This is a genomic window from Actinomadura sp. 21ATH, assembly GCF_041951345.1.
Classification (GTDB): Bacteria; Actinomycetota; Actinomycetes; order Streptosporangiales; family Streptosporangiaceae; genus Spirillospora.
Genome location: NZ_JBGNUR010000011.1, coordinates 129301 through 150466, shown reverse-complemented (window position 1 = coordinate 150466; position 21166 = coordinate 129301). Strand labels below are relative to the sequence as shown.

At 74.3% G+C, this 21166-nt stretch carries 20 protein-coding genes; 4 read left to right on the top strand and 16 right to left on the bottom strand.

What is annotated here, in order from left to right; genetic code table 11:
- Nucleotides 1–4: 4 nt before the first annotated feature.
- Both ACA361_RS28125 and ACA361_RS28120 read right to left on the bottom strand, forming a co-directional pair.
- Nucleotides 5–1186 carry a LysR family transcriptional regulator gene (locus ACA361_RS28125; protein ID WP_375016739.1) on the bottom strand — a complete coding sequence of 394 codons (1182 nt, stop codon included), beginning with the start codon at nucleotides 1184–1186 and terminating at the stop codon, nucleotides 5–7.
- A 201-nt stretch (nucleotides 1187–1387) separates the two neighbouring features.
- Entirely contained in the window at nucleotides 1388–3577 is a 2190-nt protein-coding gene (locus tag ACA361_RS28120; RefSeq protein ID WP_375016737.1) for a RecQ family ATP-dependent DNA helicase, read from the bottom strand.
- A 137-nt stretch (nucleotides 3578–3714) separates the two neighbouring features.
- On the opposite strand from ACA361_RS28120, the gene ACA361_RS28115 reads away from it, so the two are divergent.
- Genes ACA361_RS28115 through ACA361_RS28105 form a run of 3 tightly spaced genes read left to right on the top strand, consistent with a single transcriptional unit; the run spans nucleotide 3715 to nucleotide 6598 of the window.
- Nucleotides 3715–5103 carry a threonine/serine exporter ThrE family protein gene (locus ACA361_RS28115; protein WP_375016735.1) on the top strand — a complete coding sequence of 463 codons (1389 nt, stop codon included), beginning with the start codon at nucleotides 3715–3717 and terminating at the stop codon, nucleotides 5101–5103.
- Between the two features lie 42 nt (nucleotides 5104–5145).
- Complete coding sequence (locus ACA361_RS28110) at nucleotides 5146–5472, top strand: hypothetical protein (RefSeq protein ID WP_375016733.1); 327 nt, start codon at nucleotides 5146–5148, stop codon at nucleotides 5470–5472.
- Between the two features lie 13 nt (nucleotides 5473–5485).
- The gene (locus ACA361_RS28105) at nucleotides 5486–6598 is read left to right on the top strand and encodes a DUF6745 domain-containing protein (protein ID WP_375016731.1); all 1113 of its coding nucleotides are present in this window, start codon (nucleotides 5486–5488) and stop codon (nucleotides 6596–6598) included.
- Nucleotides 6599–6699: 101 nt separating this feature from the next.
- Here ACA361_RS28105 and ACA361_RS28100 read toward each other — a convergent pair whose 3' ends face one another.
- From ACA361_RS28100 to ACA361_RS28035, 14 genes are all read right to left on the bottom strand, one after another.
- Complete coding sequence (locus ACA361_RS28100; protein WP_375016729.1) at nucleotides 6700–7647, bottom strand: STM4011 family radical SAM protein; 948 nt, start codon at nucleotides 7645–7647, stop codon at nucleotides 6700–6702.
- Complete coding sequence (locus tag ACA361_RS28095; protein WP_375016727.1) at nucleotides 7647–8969, bottom strand: STM4012 family radical SAM protein; 1323 nt, start codon at nucleotides 8967–8969, stop codon at nucleotides 7647–7649. Before ACA361_RS28095 ends, ACA361_RS28100 begins: the two co-directional genes overlap by 1 nt.
- Entirely contained in the window at nucleotides 8966–9757 is a 792-nt protein-coding gene (locus ACA361_RS28090) for an STM4013/SEN3800 family hydrolase (RefSeq protein ID WP_375016915.1), read from the bottom strand. Before ACA361_RS28090 ends, ACA361_RS28095 begins: the two co-directional genes overlap by 4 nt.
- The gene (locus ACA361_RS28085; protein ID WP_375016725.1) at nucleotides 9754–10842 is read right to left on the bottom strand and encodes an STM4014 family protein; all 1089 of its coding nucleotides are present in this window, start codon (nucleotides 10840–10842) and stop codon (nucleotides 9754–9756) included. Before ACA361_RS28085 ends, ACA361_RS28090 begins: the two co-directional genes overlap by 4 nt.
- The gene (locus ACA361_RS28080) at nucleotides 10839–11792 is read right to left on the bottom strand and encodes an STM4015 family protein (protein WP_375016723.1); all 954 of its coding nucleotides are present in this window, start codon (nucleotides 11790–11792) and stop codon (nucleotides 10839–10841) included. The genes ACA361_RS28085 and ACA361_RS28080 overlap by 4 nt, the downstream gene beginning before the upstream one ends.
- A gap of 31 nt (nucleotides 11793–11823) precedes the next feature.
- Complete coding sequence (locus ACA361_RS28075; RefSeq protein ID WP_375016720.1) at nucleotides 11824–12759, bottom strand: STM4015 family protein; 936 nt, start codon at nucleotides 12757–12759, stop codon at nucleotides 11824–11826.
- A gap of 82 nt (nucleotides 12760–12841) precedes the next feature.
- Nucleotides 12842–13801, bottom strand: coding sequence for an STM4015 family protein (locus tag ACA361_RS28070; RefSeq protein ID WP_375016718.1), 960 nt, complete (start codon nucleotides 13799–13801; stop codon nucleotides 12842–12844).
- 22 nt (nucleotides 13802–13823) lie between these two features.
- Entirely contained in the window at nucleotides 13824–14783 is a 960-nt protein-coding gene (locus ACA361_RS28065) for an STM4015 family protein (RefSeq protein ID WP_375016715.1), read from the bottom strand.
- A gap of 92 nt (nucleotides 14784–14875) precedes the next feature.
- On the bottom strand, nucleotides 14876–15685 hold the full coding sequence (locus ACA361_RS28060) for a MetQ/NlpA family ABC transporter substrate-binding protein (protein ID WP_375016713.1): 810 nt from the start codon (nucleotides 15683–15685) through the stop codon (nucleotides 14876–14878).
- A gap of 59 nt (nucleotides 15686–15744) precedes the next feature.
- Nucleotides 15745–16401 carry a methionine ABC transporter permease gene (locus tag ACA361_RS28055; protein WP_375016711.1) on the bottom strand — a complete coding sequence of 219 codons (657 nt, stop codon included), beginning with the start codon at nucleotides 16399–16401 and terminating at the stop codon, nucleotides 15745–15747.
- A complete protein-coding gene (locus tag ACA361_RS28050; RefSeq protein WP_375016709.1) occupies nucleotides 16398–17441 on the bottom strand; it encodes a methionine ABC transporter ATP-binding protein in 1044 nt (347 codons plus the stop codon). Before ACA361_RS28050 ends, ACA361_RS28055 begins: the two co-directional genes overlap by 4 nt.
- 356 nt (nucleotides 17442–17797) lie before the next feature.
- A complete protein-coding gene (locus tag ACA361_RS28045) occupies nucleotides 17798–18607 on the bottom strand; it encodes a DUF4097 domain-containing protein (RefSeq protein ID WP_375016707.1) in 810 nt (269 codons plus the stop codon).
- Entirely contained in the window at nucleotides 18604–19251 is a 648-nt protein-coding gene (locus ACA361_RS28040) for a response regulator (RefSeq protein WP_375016705.1), read from the bottom strand. The genes ACA361_RS28045 and ACA361_RS28040 overlap by 4 nt, the downstream gene beginning before the upstream one ends.
- Nucleotides 19239–20447: a sensor histidine kinase gene (locus tag ACA361_RS28035; protein WP_375016703.1), complete on the bottom strand. Its 1209-nt coding sequence runs from the start codon at nucleotides 20445–20447 to the stop codon at nucleotides 19239–19241. The genes ACA361_RS28040 and ACA361_RS28035 overlap by 13 nt, the downstream gene beginning before the upstream one ends.
- Before the next feature lie 189 nt (nucleotides 20448–20636).
- Between ACA361_RS28035 and ACA361_RS28030 the strand changes: the two genes are divergently transcribed.
- On the top strand, nucleotides 20637–21134 hold the full coding sequence (locus tag ACA361_RS28030; RefSeq protein WP_375016701.1) for a hypothetical protein: 498 nt from the start codon (nucleotides 20637–20639) through the stop codon (nucleotides 21132–21134).
- Nucleotides 21135–21166: the final 32 nt, after the last annotated feature.

Sequence of the window (21166 nt, the reverse complement as noted above, 5' to 3'; positions counted from 1 at the left end):
GAGATCACGTGGTGGTGTCGCGGGTGGGGCGTTCGGCCAGGTAGTGCCGGACGTCCTCGTGGACGGCCGCCCACAGCAGGTTGAGCGGGTGGCCCTCGTCGTAGCGCTCCAGGTCCGCCTTGCGGACGAACGCGCCGGTCATCAGCTCGGCCCTGGGCTCCAGGTCGTCGTGCAGCTCGACGGTGCGCAGCGGCAGCTCCCCCGGCTCGGTACGGCCGCCGGCGGTCCGCCGCCCGATCGACTCGGTCACGATCATGCAGCCCCGGACGAACCCCGAGCGCAGCAGCGACCGCCCGTAGTGGACGTCGTCGATGTCGGCGACCACGTTGAGGCGGTCCCGGAAGGCGGCGCCGTACCAGCCGGCCAGGAAGTCGGCGATCAGCCCGGCGGACGGCACCACCAGCGGCAGTTCCGCGAGCGCGCTGGTGCGGGCCTCCGGTCCCGGCAGCTCGTCCTCGCCCAGGTTGGTGAGGAGCATCGCGCGGCCGCGGGCGTACTCGACGACCGCGTGGTCGCGCAGCCGCCGGTCGCCCTCGGGCGTGCTGACGATGGTGCCGCAGACGAGGTCCATCTCGTTGGACTCCAGCCGCGCCCACATGTCCTTGGTGCGGACGTGCACGGCGCGGAACTCCACCTCGCGCGCGCCGAGGTCCGCCGACGCCCGGGCCCAGGCCCGCGACACGATCGGCAGGGTGAACTCGGTCGTCCCCACCGTGAGCATCCGGCCCAGCCGCCGCCTGCTCTGGTGGACGGCGTCGAGCCAGCGGCCCAGGGTCTCGCGCGCCAGCCGCGCCGTGTCCTCGCCGGCCGGCGTGAACAGGTAGTCCTTGCCGCGGCCCTGCCGCAGGGTGAGCACCTCGCCGCACATGGCCTGGCAGTTGCGGTTGAGCGTGTCGAGCTGCTTCTGGACGCTCGACTGCTCGCGGCCGAGGACGCGCGCGGCCCGCAGCGCGGACCCCGTCTCGTGCACCACCAGGAGCGTGCGGAGCTGGTCGAAGGTGGTGTCCAGCAGGCCGGCCGGGCAGTCGAGCAGGTCGTCGAGCGAACGGTGCGAGGAGCCGCGCCCGGAGGGTTCGCTGGAGTGGGCACCGGCGGGGTCGTCGGCGGGGTCATCGGAGGTCTCGCCGGAGGTCTCGTCGGGCGGAGTGTCGTGCGGGGTGTCGGCGGGGTCATCGGAGGGCGGCACGGACACGGACGGTACTACTCCGGGCGATCACCGGCGAAGCCGCCGGTAAATGGCCGTAAGGGCATTTCAGCTGATCTCCAGATGATCTCCCAAACAGGTGGACGCGACTTACTGCCCTCTAGAACACTTTCCTCTCGTTCCCGGCCGGTCGCGGTGGTCCCGGCCCGGTGCGCGGCCCGCGCGGGGCGGCCGCGCACGGGGTCAGGCGTTCACCGCGAGGACCAGCGGGAGCACGGCGGGCGCGCCGGCGTCGCGGAGGGCCCGGGTGGCCACGGTCATGGTCCACCCGGTCTCGATCCGGTCGTCGACGAGCAGCACGGGGCCGCCCGCGTCCCGGACGGCGGCGGCGACGTCGTCCGGAAGCGCCAGCGCGTGCCAGACCGAGCGGAGCCGCTGGGCGCTGTTGTGGCGGCGCGGCCCCGGCTCGCCCAGCGGGACGAACTCGCCCAGGTAGGGCAGCCGGCCGATCTGCGCGAGCCGCCGCCCCAGGCTGCCGACCAGCGCGGGACGCGACCGCGAGCCGATCGCCACGACGCCCGCCGGGCGGGCCTCCCAGTCCCAGGCCGCGAGGACCTTGACGACCGCGTCGAACATGTCGGCGGAGATCTCGGTGTCGGGGCCGGCGAACAGCTCGCGCAGCCGGTTGCCCCAGCCGATGTCGGTCAGCCGGCCGAGCGCCCGGCCCGGCTCGGCCTGCTGCCCGGGCGGGATGCGGCCGGCCACGCCGAGGTCGTCCTTGACGCCGGTGGGCCACATGCGGCGGGGAGCGACCTCGACGCCGGGCCGGCGGAGGCGGTCGCGGGCCTGGCCGGCGCCGGCGTCGGAGACCTCGGCGGGCCAGTGCCGGCCGGTGCAGTTGTCGCAGCGGCCGCACGGCGCGGCCGCGGGGTCGTCGAGCTGGCGGCGCAGGAACTCCTCCCGGCAGCCCTCGATCGCCAGGTAGTCGAGCATGGCGCGCTGCTCGCGGGAGCGTTCGGCGGCGACCCGCTCGTAGCGCTCGCGGTCGTACGCCCAGTCCCGCCCGGTGGCCGTCCAGCCGCCCTTGACCCGGCGTACGGCGCCGTCGACGTCCAGGACCTTGAGCATCATCTCCAGCCGCGACCGGCCGAGGTCGACCCGCGGCTCCAGCGCGCCGGTCGACAGCGGCCGGCCCGCCTCCTCCAGCACGGCCAGCGTGGACCGCACGACCGGCTCGGGCGGGAACGCCAGGCTCGCGAAGTAGGCCCAGATGTCGCGGTCCTCGACGCCGGGGAGCAGGATCACCTCGGCGCGGTCGACGCCGCGCCCGGCCCGGCCGATCTGCTGGTAGTAGGCCACCGGCGACTGCGGCGCGCCCACGTGGACGATGAAGCCGAGGTCGGGCTTGTCGAAGCCCATGCCGAGCGCGCTGGTGGCGACCAGCGCCTTCAGCTTGTTGTCGAGCAGGTCCTGCTCGGCCTGGAGCCGCTCGGCGGGCTCGGTCTGGCCGGAGTACGCGGCCACCTCGTAGCCGCGCTCGCGCAGGAAGCCGGCGATCTCGTGGGCGGCGGCGACGGTCAGCGTGTAGATGATGCCGGAGCCGGGCAGCGCGTCCAGGTGCTCGCCCAGCCAGGCGATGCGGCGCTCGGCGTCGGGCAGCCGCACGACGGCCAGGTGGAGGGAGTCGCGTTCGAGCGGGCCGCGCAGCACGAGCGCGTCGTCGGCGGCGAGCTGCTCGGCGACGTCCTGGGTGACGCGGGCGTTGGCGGTCGCGGTCGTCGCCAGCACCGGCACGCCCGGCGGCAGCTCGGCCAGCAGCGTGCGCAGCCGCCGGTAGTCGGGCCGGAAGTCGTGGCCCCAGTCGGAGATGCAGTGCGCCTCGTCCACCACGACCAGGCCCGCCCCGGCCGCCAGCTTGGGCAGCACCAGATCGCGGAAGTCGGGGTTGTTGAGCCGCTCCGGGCTCACCAGCAGGACGTCGACCTCGCCGGCCTCGACCTCGGCGAAGACCCGATCCCAGTCCTCGGTGTTGGCGGAGTTGATCGTGCGGGCGCGGATGCCGGCCCGCTCCGCCGCGTCGATCTGGTTGCGCATCAGCGCCAGCAGCGGCGACACGATCACCGTCGGCCCGGCGCCGCGCTCGCGCAGCAGCCGGGTCGCCACGAAGTACACCGCGGACTTGCCCCAGCCGGTGCGCTGCACGACCAGCGCCCGCCGCCGCTCGACGACCAGCGCGCGGATCGCCGTCCACTGGTCCTCGCGCAGCCGCGCCCGCTCCCCCGCCAGCGCCCGCAGGCAGCGCTCGGCGTCCTCCCGCAGATCGTCCCGCGACTCGTCCCGCGGGCCCTGCGGCAGATCCTCCGGCGGGGCTTCCGACGGGTCCTCCGATGGGTCTTCTGGGAGTGCGTCCCGCGGCTTCTCCGGTGTGCTCATCCGTCCTTGGTACCAGCCCCGGCCGACGCCCCGGCACCGAATCGGCTTCTGTGGACAACGCCACCGTTCCCGTGGGCTTAAGCATGATCGCGTCGGGGGTACAGTCTCCGTCGGATCAGCGGTAACGGGCGGAGGACATGGCACCACCGGTCACTGGGCGGGCGGCCGAGCGCCTGCGGCGAGCCTGGCACACCCTGATGGACGGGTCCCTCCCCGAACCGCCCGAGGACGAGCCCGGTGAGATCGTCGAGGCCCGCACCATCGACCTCGTCCTGCGCGTCGGCGAGCTGCTGCTCGCCAGCGGCGAGTCCACCGAACGGGTGAACGAGGCGATGCTCGGCCTCGCGGTCGCCTACGAGCTGCCGCGCTGCGAGGTCCAGGTCACCCTCACCAGCCTGCTCGTCTCGGCGCATCCGGGCGGCGGCGCGCTGCCGGTCACCGCCGCCCGCGCCATCCGCCGCCGCACCCCCGCGTACTGGCGGCTGACCGCGCTGCACCAGCTCGTCCAGGACGCCTCGATCGGCATGCTGGAGATCGAGGAGGCGCACGCGCGGCTCGCCGAGATCAAGCGCGGGCGCGCCCCGTACCCGCCGTGGCTGCTGGTGGTGTCGTTCGGGCTGATCTCCGCGTCGGCGGCGGTGCTCGTCGGCGGCGGCCCGCTCGTCGCGGTCACCGCGTTCGTGGCGACGATGCTCGGCGACCGCGCCGCGGCCGCGCTGGCCCGCCGCGGCATGGCCGAGTTCTTCCAGCTCGGGGTGGCCTCGTCGATCGGCGCCTCGGCCGCCATCCTGGTCGTCGCCTGGGGGCAGCCCCAGGACGCCCCCTCGATCGTCACCGGCGCCATCCTGGCCCAGCTGCCGGGCCGCCCGCTGGTGGCCAGCATCCAGGACGGCATCACCGGCGACCTGGTCAGCTGCGGCGCCCGGCTGCTGGAGGTCTTCTTCATCATCACCGCGATCGTGGCCGGCCTCGGCATCGTGGTGAGCACCGGATCCAGGTTCGGCATCGACGTCGGCGTCGAGCACCTGCCCAGCGCGCCGGCGCTGTTCCAGCCGGTGCAGATCTGCGCGGCGGCGGCGATCTCGCTGGCGTTCGCGGTGTCGCTGGCGGCGCCCCGGAACGTCCTGGTCGCCTCAGCGTTCGGCGGCGCGCTGATCTGGATGATCTACGTCGCGCTGCTGAACCGGGACTTCGTGCCGGTCATGGCCGCCGCCGTCGCGGCCGTGCTCATCGGCCTGCTGGCCAGCATGCTGGCCCGCCGTAGGAACGCTCCAGTACTGCCCTACATCGTCCCGGCCATCGGCCCGCTGCTGCCCGGCACGGCGCTCTACCGCGGCCTGGTCGAGCTCAACTCCGGCGACCCGCAGGCCGGCGTGCTGAGCCTGATCGGCGCCCTGTCGGTGGCGCTCGCCCTCGGCGCCGGGGTCAACCTCGGCGGCGAGCTCGTGCGGGCGTTCCAGCGCGTCGGCTTCGGCGCCTCCGGCCGCTGGGCCCGGCCCGCCGCCCGCCGTACCAGGGGGTACTGAGGTCTCCCGAGAATGTCGGTGGCGCCGGGTACGTTGCGGCGCATGTACCGACAGGGAGACATTCTCATCCTGCCCGTTCCCGAGGCGGACGTGCCGCAGGCCGTGCGCGATCTGCCCGCCGCCCCGCGCGACGGGCGGGGCCGCATGGTGCTCGCGCTGGGCGAGGCGACCGGGCACGCGCACGCGATCGCCGCGCCCGGCTCGCTGCTGAAGGACGGCGACCCGCTCACTCCCGACCACCTGCACCTGCCGTCGGGCGGCCGGCTGGTACACGAGGAGCACGCGGAGATCTCGCTGCCCAAGGGCTGGTTCCGGGTGATCCGCCAGCGCGAGTACGTGCCGGGCGCCGTCCGCGTCGTCGCCGACTGAGCCGGGGCGACCGATGGAGACCCTGACCCGCGTCGAGACCGTACTGGACTGGCAGGCGGCCGCGTTCGCCGCCGGCCCCACCGAGACGGCGGACCGCGAGCGCGCCGAGGCCGGCGTGCGCGCCGCGTACGCCGAGGCGGGCCTGGCCGCGCCCGAGGAGATCGTCTGGGTGCCGTCCCCGGCGTACGGCGCGTTCGCCGCCGCGCTGATCGGCGGCCACCGGGAGAAGCTGGCGGAGGCCGGGCTGCGGGAGTACCTGGAGCCCGTCCTCGCCCTGCTCGATCCCGCGGCGGCGGGCGCGAGCGTGCGCGACGCCGTCCGCACCCGCCCGTGGGAACGCGCCCGCACGGAGATCAGCGAGGAGCTGGGCCCGGAACGCTGGGCGCGCGCGTGGGCCGAGAGCGGCGGGCGGCTGTGGGGCCCGGTCAACGATCTGGTCTCCCGCGTCCGGCAGGCCGTCGGTGACCTCGCCGCGGACGACTTCGCCACCTCGTCGCTGCTGCGCGCCGCGACCCTCGACGCCGTGCTCGGGCAGCACGACGCCCCCTTCCTCTCCCTGGCCGACACCCGCGGCCGCCTCGGCGGCGCGCTGGCCGCGCTGGCGGAGGTCGCGCGCGCGGCGGGCTGGTGGTGGCCGTACGAGCGGATCGCGATCGTCTCCGAGCGGCCGCGCGAGCTGCACCGCGACGAGCCGGGCCGGCTGCACCGCGGCGACGGCCCCGCGCTGGCGTACGGCGACGGGTTCGCGCTGCACGCCTGGCGCGGCATGCCGCTCCCCGCGGGGTTCATCGCGTCGCTGACCGACCTGAGCCCGGAGCGGATCCGGAACGAGGCAAACGCCGAGCAGCGCCGGGTCATGCTGGAGATCTACGGCTACGACCGCTACCTGGCCGAGTCGGGCGCGCATCCCGCGCACCGCGACTCGACCGGCGTCCTGTGGCGCATCGACCTGCCCGGCGACGAGCCCATCGCCATGGTCGAGGTCGTCAACTCCACCCCGGAGCCCGACGGCACGTACCGCACCTATTACCTGCGGGTGCCGCCCGGCACGCGGACGGCGCGGCAGGGCGTCGCCTGGACGTTCGGCGTCGACGCGCGCGACTACAAGCCGGAGAAGGAGACCTGAGACCGGCCGGGCCCCGCCCGGTTCGCCCCCGCGGGCGCCCCCTGATTGGTACTTCCCTAACCCATCAGGGGCGCCCGCGGGTCGAGACGGCACGGTGGCCGTCAGCCGGCGCCTTCACGGGAGAGGTAGGGAATGCGTTCGAGCACGCCTCCCCGGAACGTGTCGTACAGCCCCAGCGGCTCCAGGTGCACGTAGCCGATGTGGCAGTCGCACACGTCCAGGGGGCACGGCCGCGGCTTGAGGCGGGCGCGGAACGACCCGTCGTAGAGGTTGCCGAGCACGGCCGGGACGAAGTGGCAGCGCCGCACCGTCCCCTCGCCGTCCACGGACACGACGGTGTCGCCCGTGCGGCACGGCAGGCCGCGGCTGGGGTGCGGCTCGCGGCTGTGGGCGAAGAGCGGGTCGAGGTCCGTCCACTCGGCGGCCTCGGCGTCGGTGTAGGAACGCCCCTCTGCCGCGTTCACCCACAGGTACACGTGCGCCGGCAGGTCCGCGCGGAGGCGCCTGGCCGCGTCGAGGTGCTCGGGCTGCCCGACGACCCCGACGCTGAACCGCACGCCGCGCGCCGCCAGCTCCCGGCACCTGCCGAGGAACCGGTCGTACGGCACCTGGCCGGGGTGGAAGGTCGTCCAGAGCGCGAGGCGGGAGAGGTCGGCTTCGGCGGTCCAGCCGGTGCGGTGGCTCAGGTTCGTCTGGATGGCGACCCGCTCGACGTGCGGCAGGTGGCTGAGCTCGACGAGGGCGCGCCGGTACCAGGAGCGGACGAGTCCCTCTCCCCAAGGCGTGAACAGGACCGACACGGCGTGGTCCTGCTCGCGCACCCAGGCGGTGAAGCGTTCGAGCGCGGCACGGTCGGCGCGGAGCTGCTCCGGGGTGTCGCGCCGCTTCGCGAACGGGCAGTACGGGCAGTCGTAGTCGCAGCTCGCCAGCGGCCCCCGGTACAGGATCGTCAGCCGCTCCGCCGTGTCCGCCCGTGCCGCGTCCAGCCGTGTCGCGTCCGCCCGTGTCGCGTCCAGCCGGGTCGGGTCCGGCCGCGTCGGCCCGGCCATCAGCGGGCCTCGTAGGCGGCCATGAGGTCGCGGACGCGCCGGGAGAAGAGGGCGGGGCCGATGGCGTCGGAGTACGCCAGCCCTTCGGGGGTCAGGCGGACGGCCGACGCGTCCCGGTGGAGGTGCCCGCGGTCCTCGAAGGGGGCGAGGTCGAAGTCGTCGGCGGCGTCGGTGCCGAAGCGCTCCTTGTAGGCGGTGCGGTCCAGGCCGTCCGCCTGGAGGAGGGACTGGATCAGGTGGCGGCGGCGGCGCTCCTCCGCGTCCAGGGCGAAGCCGACGCGGGCGGTGCCGAAGTCGGTCTCCCGGACGTACTCGTCGATGATCGCGCGCACGGGCGTCGCGCCGACCGCGTACTCGAACGAGTAGTGCAGCTCCGTGGTGTACGAGCGGGCGCCGCACCCGAGCCCGACCATGCCGTCGGTCTGGCAGCAGTACTCGGTCCCGCCCGTACCTCCCGTACCGCCCGCGGCTCCCGTACCGGGGAGGCGGAACATCCGCATGGAGACCTGCTCGTACCCCGCGGCCAGGAGGTGGTCGCGGCCGGCGCGGTAGAGCTCGAGCCGCTGGTCGTCCCAGTCCCGGGGGCGGCGGCCGAGGCCGGTGAGGGGCCGCACGTACAGGGGGTAGAGGTACAGCTCCTCGGGGCGCCAGGCGAGCGCGGCGTCCAGCGAGCGCAGCCAGGTGGCGGTGGTCTGGCCGGCGATGCCGTAGATGAGGTCGATGTTGAGGACCGGGAACCCGGCGGCGCGGATGCGGCCGAGAGCCGCCTCCACCTCGGCGCGCTTCTGGGGGCGCACGGCGGCGCGGGCCTCCTCGTCCAGGAAGCTCTGCACGCCGATCGAGACGCGGGTGGCGCCGCGGTCGCGCAGGACGGCGAGCCGGTCGGCGGTGGCGGTGGCCGGCGACGTCTCCACGCCGAGCGGGACGGAGCCGAGGTCGGCGAACCGGGCCGCGATGTCGCACAGCCGTTCCAGCTCGGGCGCCGTCAGGTAGGTGGGGGTGCCGCCGCCGAACGCGGCCATGGCGAACGCGGCGTCCCCCAGCGCGTCGAGGGCGGCCCCCGCCTGGCGGTCGAGCGCGCCGAGGTAGGCGCCGGTCAGCTCCTCGGGCGCGCCCGTCCGGGTGAACAGGTTGCAGAAGCCGCAGCGCATCTCGCAGAACGGGACGTGCAGGTAGAGGAAGAGCGCGTCGCGCTCCTCCCCGGCCCACACGTCGCGCAGCGGCGGGCGCGGATCGAGAGGGCGGTAGGCCGTCTTGTGCGGGTAGGCGTAGACGTAGCTCTCGTATGGGCTGGCGTATGGGCTCTCGTATGGTCCGGTCATTGCAGAGTGAACTCCCCGTACGGAACGGTCCAGACGACCTCGTGGCCCAGGCGGTGGCCGGTGTGGCCGTCCTCGCCGTACGCGGTGCCGTGGTCGGAGCAGACGATCGCGAACGTCGGGCGGCGCATCAGGTCGAACAGCCGCCCGATGTGCCGGTCGACGTAGCGGAGGGCGGCGGCGTGGCTCTCGCGGGTGTCGCCGTGCTCGCGGCCGGCCCCCTCCAGGTGGAACCAGTTCGGCTGGTGCAGCGCCGACACGTTCAGGAGGAGGAAGAGGCGGCGGCCGGGCGGCTGCCGGGCCACGATCTCGGCCGCCCGGTCGATCTGGTGCTCCAGCGAGGCCGGGTCGGTGACGCCGAACTCCGGCTCCCAGTGGCTCTCGGCGAACATGCCGGGCAGCACCGAGCCGAGCGGCGTGCGCTTGTTGAAGAAGCCGACGCCGCCGACGCAGGCCGTGTGGTAGCCGATCGCGGCGAGGGCGGCGGGCAGGTCGGCGGCGTCGTACGTCCAGGTGCCGGGCGCCGTCGTCTCGCTGCCGGGGAAGCGGCCCGCGAACAGCCGCGGGTGCGGCCCGGGGCCGGCGGGCGTCGGGAGGAAGCCGGCCAGCATGGCGGTGTGGGCGGCGAACGTGAAGCTGCCCGGCGTGTGCCGCTCCTCCCACCGGCCGCCCGGGAGGTGCGCGGCGAGCGTCGGGGTCGCGCCGGCGGCGGCGAGTTCGGCGGCCACGTCGTGGCGCAGGGTGTCGAGCGTCACCAGCAGCAGATCATGGCTGCCGATGATCTCGTTCATGTCGTGCATGCGGGGATTTTCTCCGGCAGGGCGGCTCTGACCTGGGCAGTGTAGGTGTCCAGCCCTTCCGCGGCGGTGCCGGGCAGGCCGGTGAGGCCGGGCAGCAGGTCGCCGAACGCGTTGACCTCGCCGACCGCGAAGCCGCGCCAGCCGATCCTCACGAGCAGGTCGACGCCGACCATCAGGCTTCCGGGGAAGCAGGCCGCGGCGCGCGCGCACACGTCCAGCGCGCGCCGCCAGCCGTCCTCCCCCATCGCCTCCCGCACCGCGCCGAGATCGCCGCGCGCCCCGCCGAGGTGCAGGTTCGTCATGGGGGAACGGCTCGTGCGGACCACGGCATGGGACGGCTCGCCCGCGATCACCACGACCCGCAGGTCGAGGACGCGGCCGCCGAGCGCCGCCTTGGGCACCCACCGCTCGACGTGCAGGCCGTCCGGCGCGAGCGCGCCGACCAGGTGCGCCACCTCGGCCTCCGTCTCGTACGTGCGGACGCGCAGCGAGTTGGCGTAGCCGCCGCCGGCGGCGCGGGCCGCGGACGTGGTCGCCCTGATCCGGCCGCCGGGCGCGGTCTGCAGCGCGATCACGCCGGCGGCCGACGAGCCGTGCGCGGGCTTCACGAACACCCGGTGCATCCGCGCCGCCGCCATCCGCTCGCGCAGCTCGCCGTACGACGTCACGCCGGGCAGGGCGTCCGGTACGGGGACGCCGGCGGCCGCCAGCCGCTCGTGGCAGCGCCGCTTGTCGAACATCACCGCGATGTCGTCCGCGTCGTTCAGCGTCCGGGCGCCGGCGCGGGCCGCCGCCCCGGCGATCCGGTCCAGCCCGGCGGTGAACGCGGCGTACCACCGCGCGCCGCCGCCCACCCGGGCCGGGTCGCCGGGGCCGCGCAGCAGCGCGTCCACCGCGGCGTCCTCCCCCGGCGAGTCGATCCGCAGCGGCGCCCCCGGGGCGATCTCGAACGCCGCGCCGCGCAGGACGTCCCGCCACGCGATCACCCGCGGCTCCGCGAGCCCGGCCGACCGGCACGCGGCGGCGAAGAGCCCGACCCGGCGGTCCCCGGGCGTCCCGACGACGGCGAACGTCATTCCGACACCGCGATGTACATCTCGGTGTCCCATTCGTCGTCCTCGTCGCCGCCGTCGGGCTCGGCCGCGCCTTGGGCCTCGCCGAGCTCGACGCGGACGCCGGGCAGCGCGGCGCGCAGCCGCTCCATCATCGGCTCGGACAGGTAGTGGTACTCCAGGTCGAGCGTGCTCAGGTGGGTCAGCGGCTGGCCCGCCAGCAGTTCCTCGGCGCCCCGGTCGGTGAGGAGCCCCATGCCGAGGCCGAGCGTCTCCAGCCGCGCCACGACCGGCGCGGACGCGATCTCCGCGGCGATCTCGTCCTGGAAGACGCAGTTGCGGAGGCCCAGGTGGCGGAGTGCGGGCAGCCGCTCGCCCGTCAGGATCGGGGCGAGGTCGCCGAGCTCCGTGTCACCCCCGTACTGCGGGTCGCCGAGCCACAGGTCGAGCCGTTCCAGCGCGGGCACGTCGCTCGCCGTGACCGCCCGGACGATCTCGGCGGGCAGCCCGCCCGACTCGAACCGCAGCACCTTCAGGTTCGGGTTCCGGATCGGGCTCAGCGCGAGGTTGAGGCCGCCCCGCACCTCCAGCCGCTCCAGCGCGGGGAACGCCTCCACCAGCGGCGTGATGTCGTCGTGCTGGATCCACGAGATGTGGAACTCCTCGTCCACGATGTCGCCGAGGAACACCGCCCGCAGGTTCGGGAACCGGCCGGCGGCCTCGACCAGGGTGCGGGCCCCCACCCCGCCGGCGCCGTCGAAGCCCCAGAACCCGATGACCAGCGCGGTCACCTGCGTGGTGTCGACCGCGTCCATGAAGCGGGCGAACACGTCGCGGTACGGCTCGTTGGCCCAGTCGCCCCGCACCGCCCAGGCGGCCTCCCCGGCGGGCGGGCGCGGCTCGTCCGGCCGGGTGCCGGGGGTGAAGGCCACCACCGGCAGCCCGGCGAACTCGGTCAGATGGTCGTCGTTCATCGGCTCTCCGGGGGTCTCGGGTGCGCGTTCATCACTCGGCGACGTAGATGTAGCTCCACTCGGGCCCGCCTGCGTGCCTGTCGTGCGCCTCGGAGAGGTCGATGTCGACGCCGGGGAGGGCGGCGCGCAGCCGGTCCCGCATCGGGGCGGTGACGAAGTGGTGGTGCAGGTCGAGTCGCTTGAGGTGGGTGAGCGGCTGGCCGGCCAGCAGCGCCTCCGCGCCGGTGTCGCTGAGGATGCCCTTGGCGAGGCTGAGCGACTCCAGCCGCGCCACCACCGCCGCGCCGGCCAGGGCGGCCGCGGCCTCGTCGGCGATCTCGGCGTTCTCCAGGCCGAGGTGGCGCAGGGCGGGCAGCCGGTCGCCGGCCAGGATCTCCGCCAGGTCGGCCACCCGCACGTCGCCGTCGTAGGCGCCGGCGCCGAGCCACAGGTCGAGGTGCTCCAGGTTGGGCAGCTCGCTCGCGGACACGGCCCGGACGATCTCCGACGGCAGCCCGCCGGACTCGAAGCGCAGCGTCCTGAGTGCCTCGCCGCGGAACGGCTTCAGCTCCAGGCCGACGCTCCCGCGCACGTCGAGGCGCTCCAGCGCCGGGAACGCCTCCAGCAGCGGGCTGATGTCGCCGTGCTCGATCCAGGAGATCTCCTGCTGCTCCAGCACGATGTCGCCGAAGAACAGCGACCGCAGCGCCGGGAAGCGGTGCGCGGCGGCGACCAGCAGGTCCGGCGGGTACGGGTCCTTCTCGCTGAGCGTGACCGTCCAGCAGCCGACGACCAGGTGGGTGACCCGCCCGGTGTCGACGGTGTCGAGGAAGTCCTGGAAGAGCAGGCCGAACCGGCCCTCCTCGTCGAAGTCGTCATGCGTGAGCCGCCAGGCGACCGCGCCCGGCTCGGGCAGCCCGCCGGCGGGGCCCTCGAACTCGACGACCGGCAGCCCGGCGTACTCCGTCAGATGCTCGTTGATCGTCACAGGATCCCCTCGGAATGATCGTCGGGACCCGTCCTACCAGCAGGACCGCACCCGCCGCCGACGAACACCCGCATTTCGGGATTCATTCGGACACCGCGACGTACACCCAGTCGTCCTCCGGCTCCTCCTGCTCGTCCAGGTCGAGCTCGACCCCGGGGAACGCGGTGCGGAGACGCTCCATCGTCGCGTCGGTGAGGTAGTGGTGGTGCAGGTCGAGACGCTTGAGATGGGTGAGGGGCTGGCCGGCGACCAGCGCCTCGGCGCCCGGGTCGGTCAGCGCGCCCATGGCGAGGCTGAGCGACTCCAGCCGCGCGACGACCGGCGCGGCCGCGACGGCCTGCGCGATCTCGTCCTGGATCTCGCTGTTCTCCAGCCCGAGGTGCCGCAGGGACGGCAGCCGCGCGCCGCTCAGGATGGCCGCCAGGTCCTCGATCCGCGCGTCGCCGCCGTAGTCGCTGACGCCGAGCCACAGGTCCAGGTGCTCCAGCGCGGGCAGGTCGCTGTCGCCGACCGCGCGCACGACGGCGGCGGGCAGCCCGCCGGCCTCGAACCGCAGCGTCTTCAGCACGTCGCTCCTGACCGGGTTCAGCACCAGCCCCGACCCGCCGCGCACCTCCAGATGCGCGAGCTTCGGGAACGCCTCGAACAGCGGGGTGATGTCGGACTGCTCGATCCAGGAGATCTCCGACTCCTCGCCCACGATGTCGCCGAGGAACAGCGCCTCCAGCGACGGCAGCCGGTCGGCCGCGTCCACCAGCAGCCGGACCGGGTCGGCGGCGCCCGCGTCGTACGACGCGCCCCAGTAGCCGATGACCAGATGCGTCACCGCGGAGCAGTCCGCGCCGTCCAGGAAGCCCTTGAGGATCTCGTCGAACGGGACGCCGTCGAACGAGCCGGCCAGCCGGAACGCCACCCCCGCCGAGCGCGCGGCGCCGCCGCCCTCCTCGCCGTCGCGGGCGGGCTCCGGGTCCCCGTCCGGGTCCGGGCTCAGGTCGAGGACCGGCCGTCCCGCGAGCGTGCTGAGGTGCTGGTAGATGCCCATGAGTTTCCTTCCAGGTCAAAGCTCATTCGGCGGCGGCGATGAAGCGCCACTCGCCCTCGGGGTCGCCCGCGCGGTCCAGGTCCACCTCGGTGCCGGGCAGCGCGTCCTCGAGCCGGTCCATCATCGCGTCGCTGAGGAAGTGGTGGCGCAGGTCGAGCAGGTCGAGATGGGTGAGCGGCTGGCCGGACAGCAGCGCCTCGGCGCCGGTGTCGGTCAGGACGCCCAGGGCGAGGCTGAGCGACTCCAGCCGCGCGACGACCGGCGCGCCCGCGACGGCCTGCGCGATCTCGTCCTGGATCTCGCTGTCCTCAAGGCCGAGGTGGCGCAGTGCGGGGAAGCGCGCCCCGTTCAGGATCGGCTGGAGGTCCTCGATGCGCGCGTCGCCGCCGTACGCGGGCGAGCCGAGCCACAGGTCGAGGTGCTCCAGGGCCGGCAGGTCGCTCTCGTGGACGGCCCGGACGACCCTGCCGGGCAGGCCGCCGCTCTCCAGCCGCAGCATCCGGAGCGACTCGTGGGCGACCGGGCGCAGCGCGAGCCCCGGGCCGCCGCGCACGTCCAGGCGTCCCAGCCCGGGGAAGGCGGCGAAGAGCGGGGTGATGTCGCCCTGCCGGATCCAGGAGATCTCCTCTTCCTCGGAGACGATGTCGCCGAGGAAGAGGGCCCGCAGGCGGGGAAGCCGGCCGGCGGCGTCCACGAGCCGGTCCACCGGGGCGCCGGGCGCGTCCCGGGAGTTGTAGAAGCCGATGACGAGGTGCGTCACCTGGGCCGCGTCGACCTGCTCGAAGAACGCCGCGAAGACGTCGTCGAACGACGGCCCGTCGTGGTACGTCCTGATCCGCCACGCGGGCTCCGGGTGCACCGACCAGGCGAGGTCGAGTTCCTGGACGAGCTCCGGGCCGTCCGCGACCAGCGAGCCGAGATCGGGATCGAAGTCGACGACCGCCCTGCCGTCGTAGACGGTGAGGTGTTCGTGAACGCCCATGAGCCCCCTTCCGGCTGACGGAAGGAGTAATACCAGCCGCCCGGGACATTCTCCGTGGAACGTCCCGGGCGGCGGGGGTGGCGGATCGTACGTCAGGCGGCGGGGAGCACCGAGCCCTGGTACTTGTCCTGGATGAACTTCTTGACCTCGGGACCGGTCAGCAGCTCGGCGAGCTTCTTGATCTGCGCGTCGTCCTTGGTCTCGGCCTTGGTGACCAGCCCGTTGACGTACGGGTTGTTCTCCGGCTTCTCGCTGGCCAGGGCGTCCTTGGCCGGGCTGAGGCCGCCCTCCAGGGCGTAGTTGCCGTTGATCACCGAGGCGTCGACGTCGGCGAGCTGGCGGGGCAGCGCGGCGGCGTCGGTCGGCCGGAACTCGATCCCCTTGGGGTTGCCCGCAACGTCCTTCTCCGTGGCGGTCTCGCCGGCGCCCTGCTTCATCGTGATGACGCCGTTGGCGGCGAGCAGGTTGAGGGCGCGGGCCAGGTTGGACGGGTCGCTGGGCAGCGCGACCGTGGCGCCCTGGCGCAGGTCCTGGAGCTTGGTGACCTTCTTGGAGTAGACGGCGAGCGGCTCCAGGTGGACGCCCGCGACGAACTCCAGCTTCTGCCCGGTCTTCTGGTTGGACTCGGCCAGGTACGGGCGGTGCTGGAAGTAGTTGGCGTCGAGCTGGCCGTCGTTGAGGGCGGGGTTCAGCTGCTCGTAGTTGCTGAACTCCTTGACCTCCAGCTTGATCCCGGCCTTGCCCGCGAGGTCGGTCTTGACGAAGTCGAGGATCTCCGCGTGCGGGACGGAGGTGGCGCCGACGGTCAGGGTCGAGTCGTCCTCGGCGGCGGAGCCGCCGCAGGCCGACAGGCCGAAGAGCAGCCCGGCGGACGCGATGGCGACAGATATCTTGCGCAGCACGACAAGTGCCTTTCTGGGTGTGGATGTGTTGCGTGAGGGTTCAGGGACGGCCGCGGCCGTCACTTGTGGGTGAGCCGCCGGGCGCACAGGTCGCCGGCCAGCTGGATGATCGCCACCAGCAGCACCAGGAGGATCAGGATCGCCATCATCATCGTCGTCTCGAACCGCTGGTAGCCGTACCGGACGGCCAGGTCGCCGAGGCCGCCGCCGCCGACCGCGCCGGCGATGGCGGAGTAGCCGATCAGCGCGATCACGGTGACGGTGAGGCCGGCGACCAGCCCGGGGCGGGCCTCGCGCAGCAGGACCTTGCGGACCAGTTCGGTCCGGGACGCGCCCATCGCGCGGGCGGCGGCGATCGTGCCGGGCTCGACCTCGCGCAGCGCGGTCTCGACGAGCCGGGCGTAGAACGGGATCGCCGACACCGTCAGCGGGACGATCGCGGCGGTGGTGCCGATCGAGGTGCCGACCACCAGCCGGGTGAAGGGGATGATCCCCATCATCAGGATGATGAACGGGATGGACCGGCCGATGTTGACGACCAGCCCGAGGGCGGCGCTGACCGGCCGCGAGGGCAGCAGGCCGTCCCGGTCGGTGATCACCAGGAGCACGCCGAGCAGGATCCCGCCGATGGCGGTGAACAGCGTCGACCAGACGGTCATCTGGAGGGTCTCCAGGCTGCCCTGCCTGAGCAGCGGCAGCATCTCGTCCCAGGTCATGAGAGCGACGCCTCCTTGCTGACGGTGGACGTGGCGGGCGGGGCGGGAGTCGCGGGAGTGCGGACCTCGACGGCCAGCCCGGCCTCGCGCAGGTGGGCGAGCTGGGCGGCGTTGACGTCGGGGTCGCCGGGCAGCTCGATGCGCAGCCGCCCGACCCGGGTGCCGGCGATCTCCTCGACCGCGCCGCCGAGGATGTTGACGTCGATCGAGTAGGTGCGCGCGAGCGAGGACACGAACGGCCGGTCGGCGCTGTCGCCCTCGAACGTGACGTCCACGACGGTGGTGCCGCTCGGGGCCGGGTCGAGGGCGGGCAGCGGCAGCAGGTCGCGGGCCAGCTCCGAGCCGGGCCGCAGCAGCAGGTCGCGGACCGGGCCGGACTCGACGATCCGGCCCTCGCGCATGATCGCGGCCGAGTCGCAGATCCGCTTGACCACGTCCATCTCGTGGGTGATCAGCAGGATGGTCAGGCCGAGCCGGCGGTTGAGGTCGCGCAGCAGTTCCAGGATGGAGGCGGTGGTCTCGGGGTCGAGCGCCGAGGTGGCCTCGTCCGAGAGCAGGACCTTGGGCCGCCCGGCCAGCGCGCGGGCGATGCCGACGCGCTGCTTCTGGCCGCCCGACAGCTGCGCCGGGTAGGCGTCCGCGTGCTCGGCGAGGCCGACGAGGTCCAGCAGTTCGGCGACGCGGCCGGCGCGCTCCTTGCGGGGCACGCCCATGACCTCCAGCGGGAACGCGACGTTCCCGGCGACGGTGCGGCTGGACAGCAGGCCGAAGTGCTGGTGGATCATGCCGATCCGCTGACGGGCGGCGCGGAGCTCGGCGCCGTTGAGGGCGAGGAGGTCCTGGCCGTCCACCACGATCCGGCCGGAGTCGGGGCGGTCGAGGAGGTTGACGCAGCGCAGCAGGGTGCTCTTGCCGGCGCCGCTGCGGCCGAGCACGCCGTACACCTCGCCCTCGCGCACGGACAGGTCGACGCCGTCGACGGCCGTCACCGCGCGTCCTCGGGCGCGGTAGACCTTCCTCAGTTCTTTGATCTGGATCACAGGAAATCATTCCGTGGGCATGCGGGCGGGCCATGGGCGGCCGGGCCCGGACGAACGGGACGGTGGCGGGGCGAGCGGGCGCGCGATCAGGACAGGCCGGGCGGGAACGGCGCGTGGCTCAGCAGGTGGCGCTCGAAGATCATGTGCGGCAGGCGGGGTCGGCGGGACTCGCTTCGGGGCGCGAGGCTCTACGGTCGGGGGCCCTCAGCGCTCACACATTCGCCGGTCGCGCGCGCAGCGGTGCATCGCCTGCGGGGCACGCAGGTGGCACATGGGGCTGCGGCGTACGGCGGTCATGTCATCAGTAAACCCGCCACACGCAAATGACGCAAATCCCGCCCGCCCGGGCGCCCCGTTCAGCGGTCCGCGGGATACCCGATGGTCAGCGCCCCGGAACCGGTCTTCGCCATGATCGTCCGCGGCGAGGAGCGGTCGTTGAGCGCCGGGTCGATCCGCACCCGGCCCGAGCCCGCCTCGGCGCCCACCCGGTAGTACGAGCCGTTCGGGACGGTCACCCGCACCGACCCCGACCCCGCCGACGCCTTCACGTACCGGGGCGGCGCCGCGAACGCGAGGTCGAGCCGCCCCGAGCCGGCCTCGGACTCCACCGAGGACGACGCCAGGCCGGTGCCGCTGATCTCGCCCGAGCCCGCCCGCGCCCAGACCCGCCCGCGCACGTCGGCCAGCTCGACGGCCCCGGACCGCGTCTCCAGCCGCATGTCCCCGCTGATCCCGCGGAGGCGGAGCAGCCCGGAGCCCGACTGCGCGCGCACCCGCACGCCCGGCGGCACCTGGACGTCGATGTCCGCGCCGCACCCGTGCCCCGGGTACGACCACTCGTCGCTCTCGCAGGCGTACCTGAGCAGCAGCAGCTCGCCCGCCCAGATCCGCTCCACCCGCGGCCGGTGCAGCGCCCAGGTCAGCCGGGCGACCACCCGCACCTGGCCGGCGGTGCCCGGCCCGACGGTCACCCGCGCGCCGCCCGCGTCGATCTCCAGCTCGCCGATCGGGCGGCGGAAGGTCTCGGTGGCCGACGACGTGCGGCGGATCGCCGTCCCCCACGCGTACAGGCCCGCCGGGAGCACCACCACGGCGGCGGTCGCGATCGCCAGCGCCACCCAGACGGCCCGCCGCCGCTCCCCCGCCTCCGGGGCGGCGCCGCTCACGACCCGCCGCCCAGGAACCGCAGCACCGCCAGCACCCGCCGGTGGTCGCCCTCGGCGTGCGGCAGGTCGAGCTTGGCGAAGATCCCGTTGATGTGCTTGGCGACCGCGCTCTCGCTGATCACCAGCGCGGCCGCCACGCCCGCGTTGGAACGGCCCTCGGCCATCAGGCCCAGCACGTCCCGTTCGCGCGGGGTGAGCCGTTCGAGCGGGTCGCTGGCGCGGCGCAGCAGCAGCTGGGCGACCACCTCGGGGTCCAGCGCCGTGCCGCCGGCGGCGACCCGGCGCAGCGCGTCCAGGAACGCCGACACGTCCGCGACCCGGTCCTTGAGCAGGTAGCCGACGCCGCTGGTGTTGGTGGCCAGCAGGTCGGCGGCGTACCGCTCCTCCACGTACTGCGACAGCAGCAGCAGCGCGACCTCGGGCCACTGCCGCCGGATCACCAGCGCCGCCCGCACGCCCTCGTCGGTGAACGCCGGCGGCATCCGCACGTCCACGATCGCCGCGTCCGGCCGGTGCTCCTCCACCGCGGCCAGCAGCGCGTCGGCGTCGCCGACCGCCGCCGGGACCGTGAACCCCGCGGTCTCCAGCAGCTTGATCAGCCCGGCCCGCAGCAGGACCGAGTCCTCGGCGATCACAATGCGCACGGCAGCTCCACGGTGACGGTGGTCGGCCCTCCGGCGGGGCTGACGATCCGGAACGTACCGTCCACCGACCCGACCCGCCGCCCCAGCCCCACCAGCCCGGAGCCGCCGGCCGGGTCCGCGCCGCCCACGCCGTCGTCGGCGACCCGCACGCGCAGGACGTCGCCGCGCCGCTCGACGTCGATCTCGACGCTGGACGCGCGCGCGTGCTTGACCACGTTGGTGAGGGCCTCGGAGACGACGAAGTACGCGACGGCCTCGACGGTCGAGGACGCCCGGTCGGGGACGTCGACGCGCAGCCGCACCGGCAGCGGGACGCGGGCGGCGACACCCGACAGCGCCGCGTCGAGCCCGCGGTCCTCCAGGACGGCCGGATGCAGGCCGCGGATGAGCGCGCGCATCTCGGCCAGCGCCTCCTTGGCCTCCTCGTGCGCCTCGACGATCACCCGCATGGCCTCGTCCGGCAGGCCGGTCAGCGTCTCGCGGGCCAGGCCGAGGTTCATCGCGAGCGACACCAGCCGCTGCTGGGCGCCGTCGTGCAGGTCCCGCTCGATCCGGCGGCGCTCGATGTCGGCGGCGTCCACGGCCCCGGCGCGCTTCTCGGCCAGGTCCTCGACCCGGCGCTCCAGCTCCGCGGCCCGGTCGGGGCCGAGCAGCGCCGCGACGGCGCGGGCGTCCAGGCTCCGGACGGCCGCGGCCAGCCAGGGCGCGGCGGCGAGCAGGAGGAGGCCGGCCAGGGTGAGGGGCGCGTACAGGAACGGGTTCGCCGACGGCAGCGTCCACCCGTACGCCGTGATCGCCGACAGCCCGAGCCCGCCCGCCCAGGCGAGGATCACCAGCAGCCCGCCGCAGGCCAGCGCGGGCCCGGCGAGCAGGTGGTAGCGGAGCGGGCGCCCCATCGCGGCCAGGGTGCGCTCCCGGGGCGGGGCGACGCGCAGGCCGAGCATCGCCCAGCACCGCTCGCGCTGCGCCGAGGCCAGCGGGAAGACCAGCACCGCCACGGCCGCCACGGGGACGACGGAGGCCAGCAGGACCGCGGGCGGGGCGTCCGGCTCCCAGAGCGTCCAGGGCAGGCCGGCGATCGCCCAGGCGGCGAGCTGGAGCGGCACCCCGGACGCGGTGAACACGGTGTCCCGCCACGCCGCCGCCGACCACGGAGCGTGCGCGCGGGCACGCCGCAGCAGGGAGGGGGATGCCATGGGCAAACCGTATTGCGCCGGTATAGGGCATGACCATCCGGTGCGCACCAGGCCGGGGCTGTACCTGGTGCCACCCCCGGAACGGTCTCTCGTGCTACAGACGGTGACGCCCGGCTCCGGAAGGCTTGAAGCACGCTCCTCCCCCTCTGAGCCCTTCGCCCCCTTGAGCATGCCTTCCTAGGAGACCCGATGGTCGTGACCGCGTCCCGCCCCCGCCCGCTCCCGCGCCTGCGCGCCCTGCCGCGCCCGTGGAAGACGGACCGCACCCGCTGGACGGCGTGGAGCCTGGTGGCCGGCGGCGCCGCGCTCGTCCCCTGGATGGGGGTGCTCGCGGTCCGGCTCCCGGACACCGCGCAGGTGTCGAACTGGGCGGTGGCCTGGATCGGGCTGGACGCGATGATCGCCGCCGGGCTGGTGACCACCGGGGTGCTGCTGACCAGGGGTGACAACCGTCACACGCTGACCGCCGCGGCCACCGCCGGGCTGCTGATCATGGACGCCTGGTTCGACGTGACGACCGCCGGCGAGGACGGCCGGACGCTCGCCATCGCCCTCGCGGTGGGGGCCGGGCTGCCCGCCGCCGCGCAGTGCGCCCTCGTCGCCGTCCGCGGCCTCGAAGGAGCGCGGGCGAGGCCCGGTGACGGCGAGGGTGACGGTGAGTGCAAGGAGACGGATGAAACATGGTGACCCAGACCTTTAGAGTGAATCCGACGTGGGGC

Bases quoted from the DNA above. Each gene is read 5' to 3' on its own strand.
- ACA361_RS28120 (WP_375016737.1), bottom strand. From the start codon at position 3,577: ATGAGCACACCGGAGAAGCCGCGGGACGCACTCCCAGAAGACCCATCG.
- ACA361_RS28115 (WP_375016735.1), top strand. From the start codon at position 3,715: ATGGCACCACCGGTCACTGGGCGGGCGGCCGAGCGCCTGCGGCGAGCC.
- ACA361_RS28110 (WP_375016733.1), top strand. From the start codon at position 5,146: ATGTACCGACAGGGAGACATTCTCATCCTGCCCGTTCCCGAGGCGGAC.
- ACA361_RS28105 (WP_375016731.1), top strand. From the start codon at position 5,486: ATGGAGACCCTGACCCGCGTCGAGACCGTACTGGACTGGCAGGCGGCC.
- ACA361_RS28100 (WP_375016729.1), bottom strand. From the start codon at position 7,647: ATGGCCGGGCCGACGCGGCCGGACCCGACCCGGCTGGACGCGACACGG.
- ACA361_RS28095 (WP_375016727.1), bottom strand. From the start codon at position 8,969: ATGACCGGACCATACGAGAGCCCATACGCCAGCCCATACGAGAGCTAC.
- ACA361_RS28090 (WP_375016915.1), bottom strand. From the start codon at position 9,757: ATGAACGAGATCATCGGCAGCCATGATCTGCTGCTGGTGACGCTCGAC.
- ACA361_RS28085 (WP_375016725.1), bottom strand. From the start codon at position 10,842: ATGACGTTCGCCGTCGTCGGGACGCCCGGGGACCGCCGGGTCGGGCTC.
- ACA361_RS28080 (WP_375016723.1), bottom strand. From the start codon at position 11,792: ATGAACGACGACCATCTGACCGAGTTCGCCGGGCTGCCGGTGGTGGCC.
- ACA361_RS28070 (WP_375016718.1), bottom strand. From the start codon at position 13,801: ATGGGCATCTACCAGCACCTCAGCACGCTCGCGGGACGGCCGGTCCTC.
- ACA361_RS28065 (WP_375016715.1), bottom strand. From the start codon at position 14,783: ATGGGCGTTCACGAACACCTCACCGTCTACGACGGCAGGGCGGTCGTC.
- ACA361_RS28055 (WP_375016711.1), bottom strand. From the start codon at position 16,401: ATGACCTGGGACGAGATGCTGCCGCTGCTCAGGCAGGGCAGCCTGGAG.
- ACA361_RS28035 (WP_375016703.1), bottom strand. From the start codon at position 20,447: ATGGCATCCCCCTCCCTGCTGCGGCGTGCCCGCGCGCACGCTCCGTGG.
- ACA361_RS28030 (WP_375016701.1), top strand. From the start codon at position 20,637: ATGGTCGTGACCGCGTCCCGCCCCCGCCCGCTCCCGCGCCTGCGCGCC.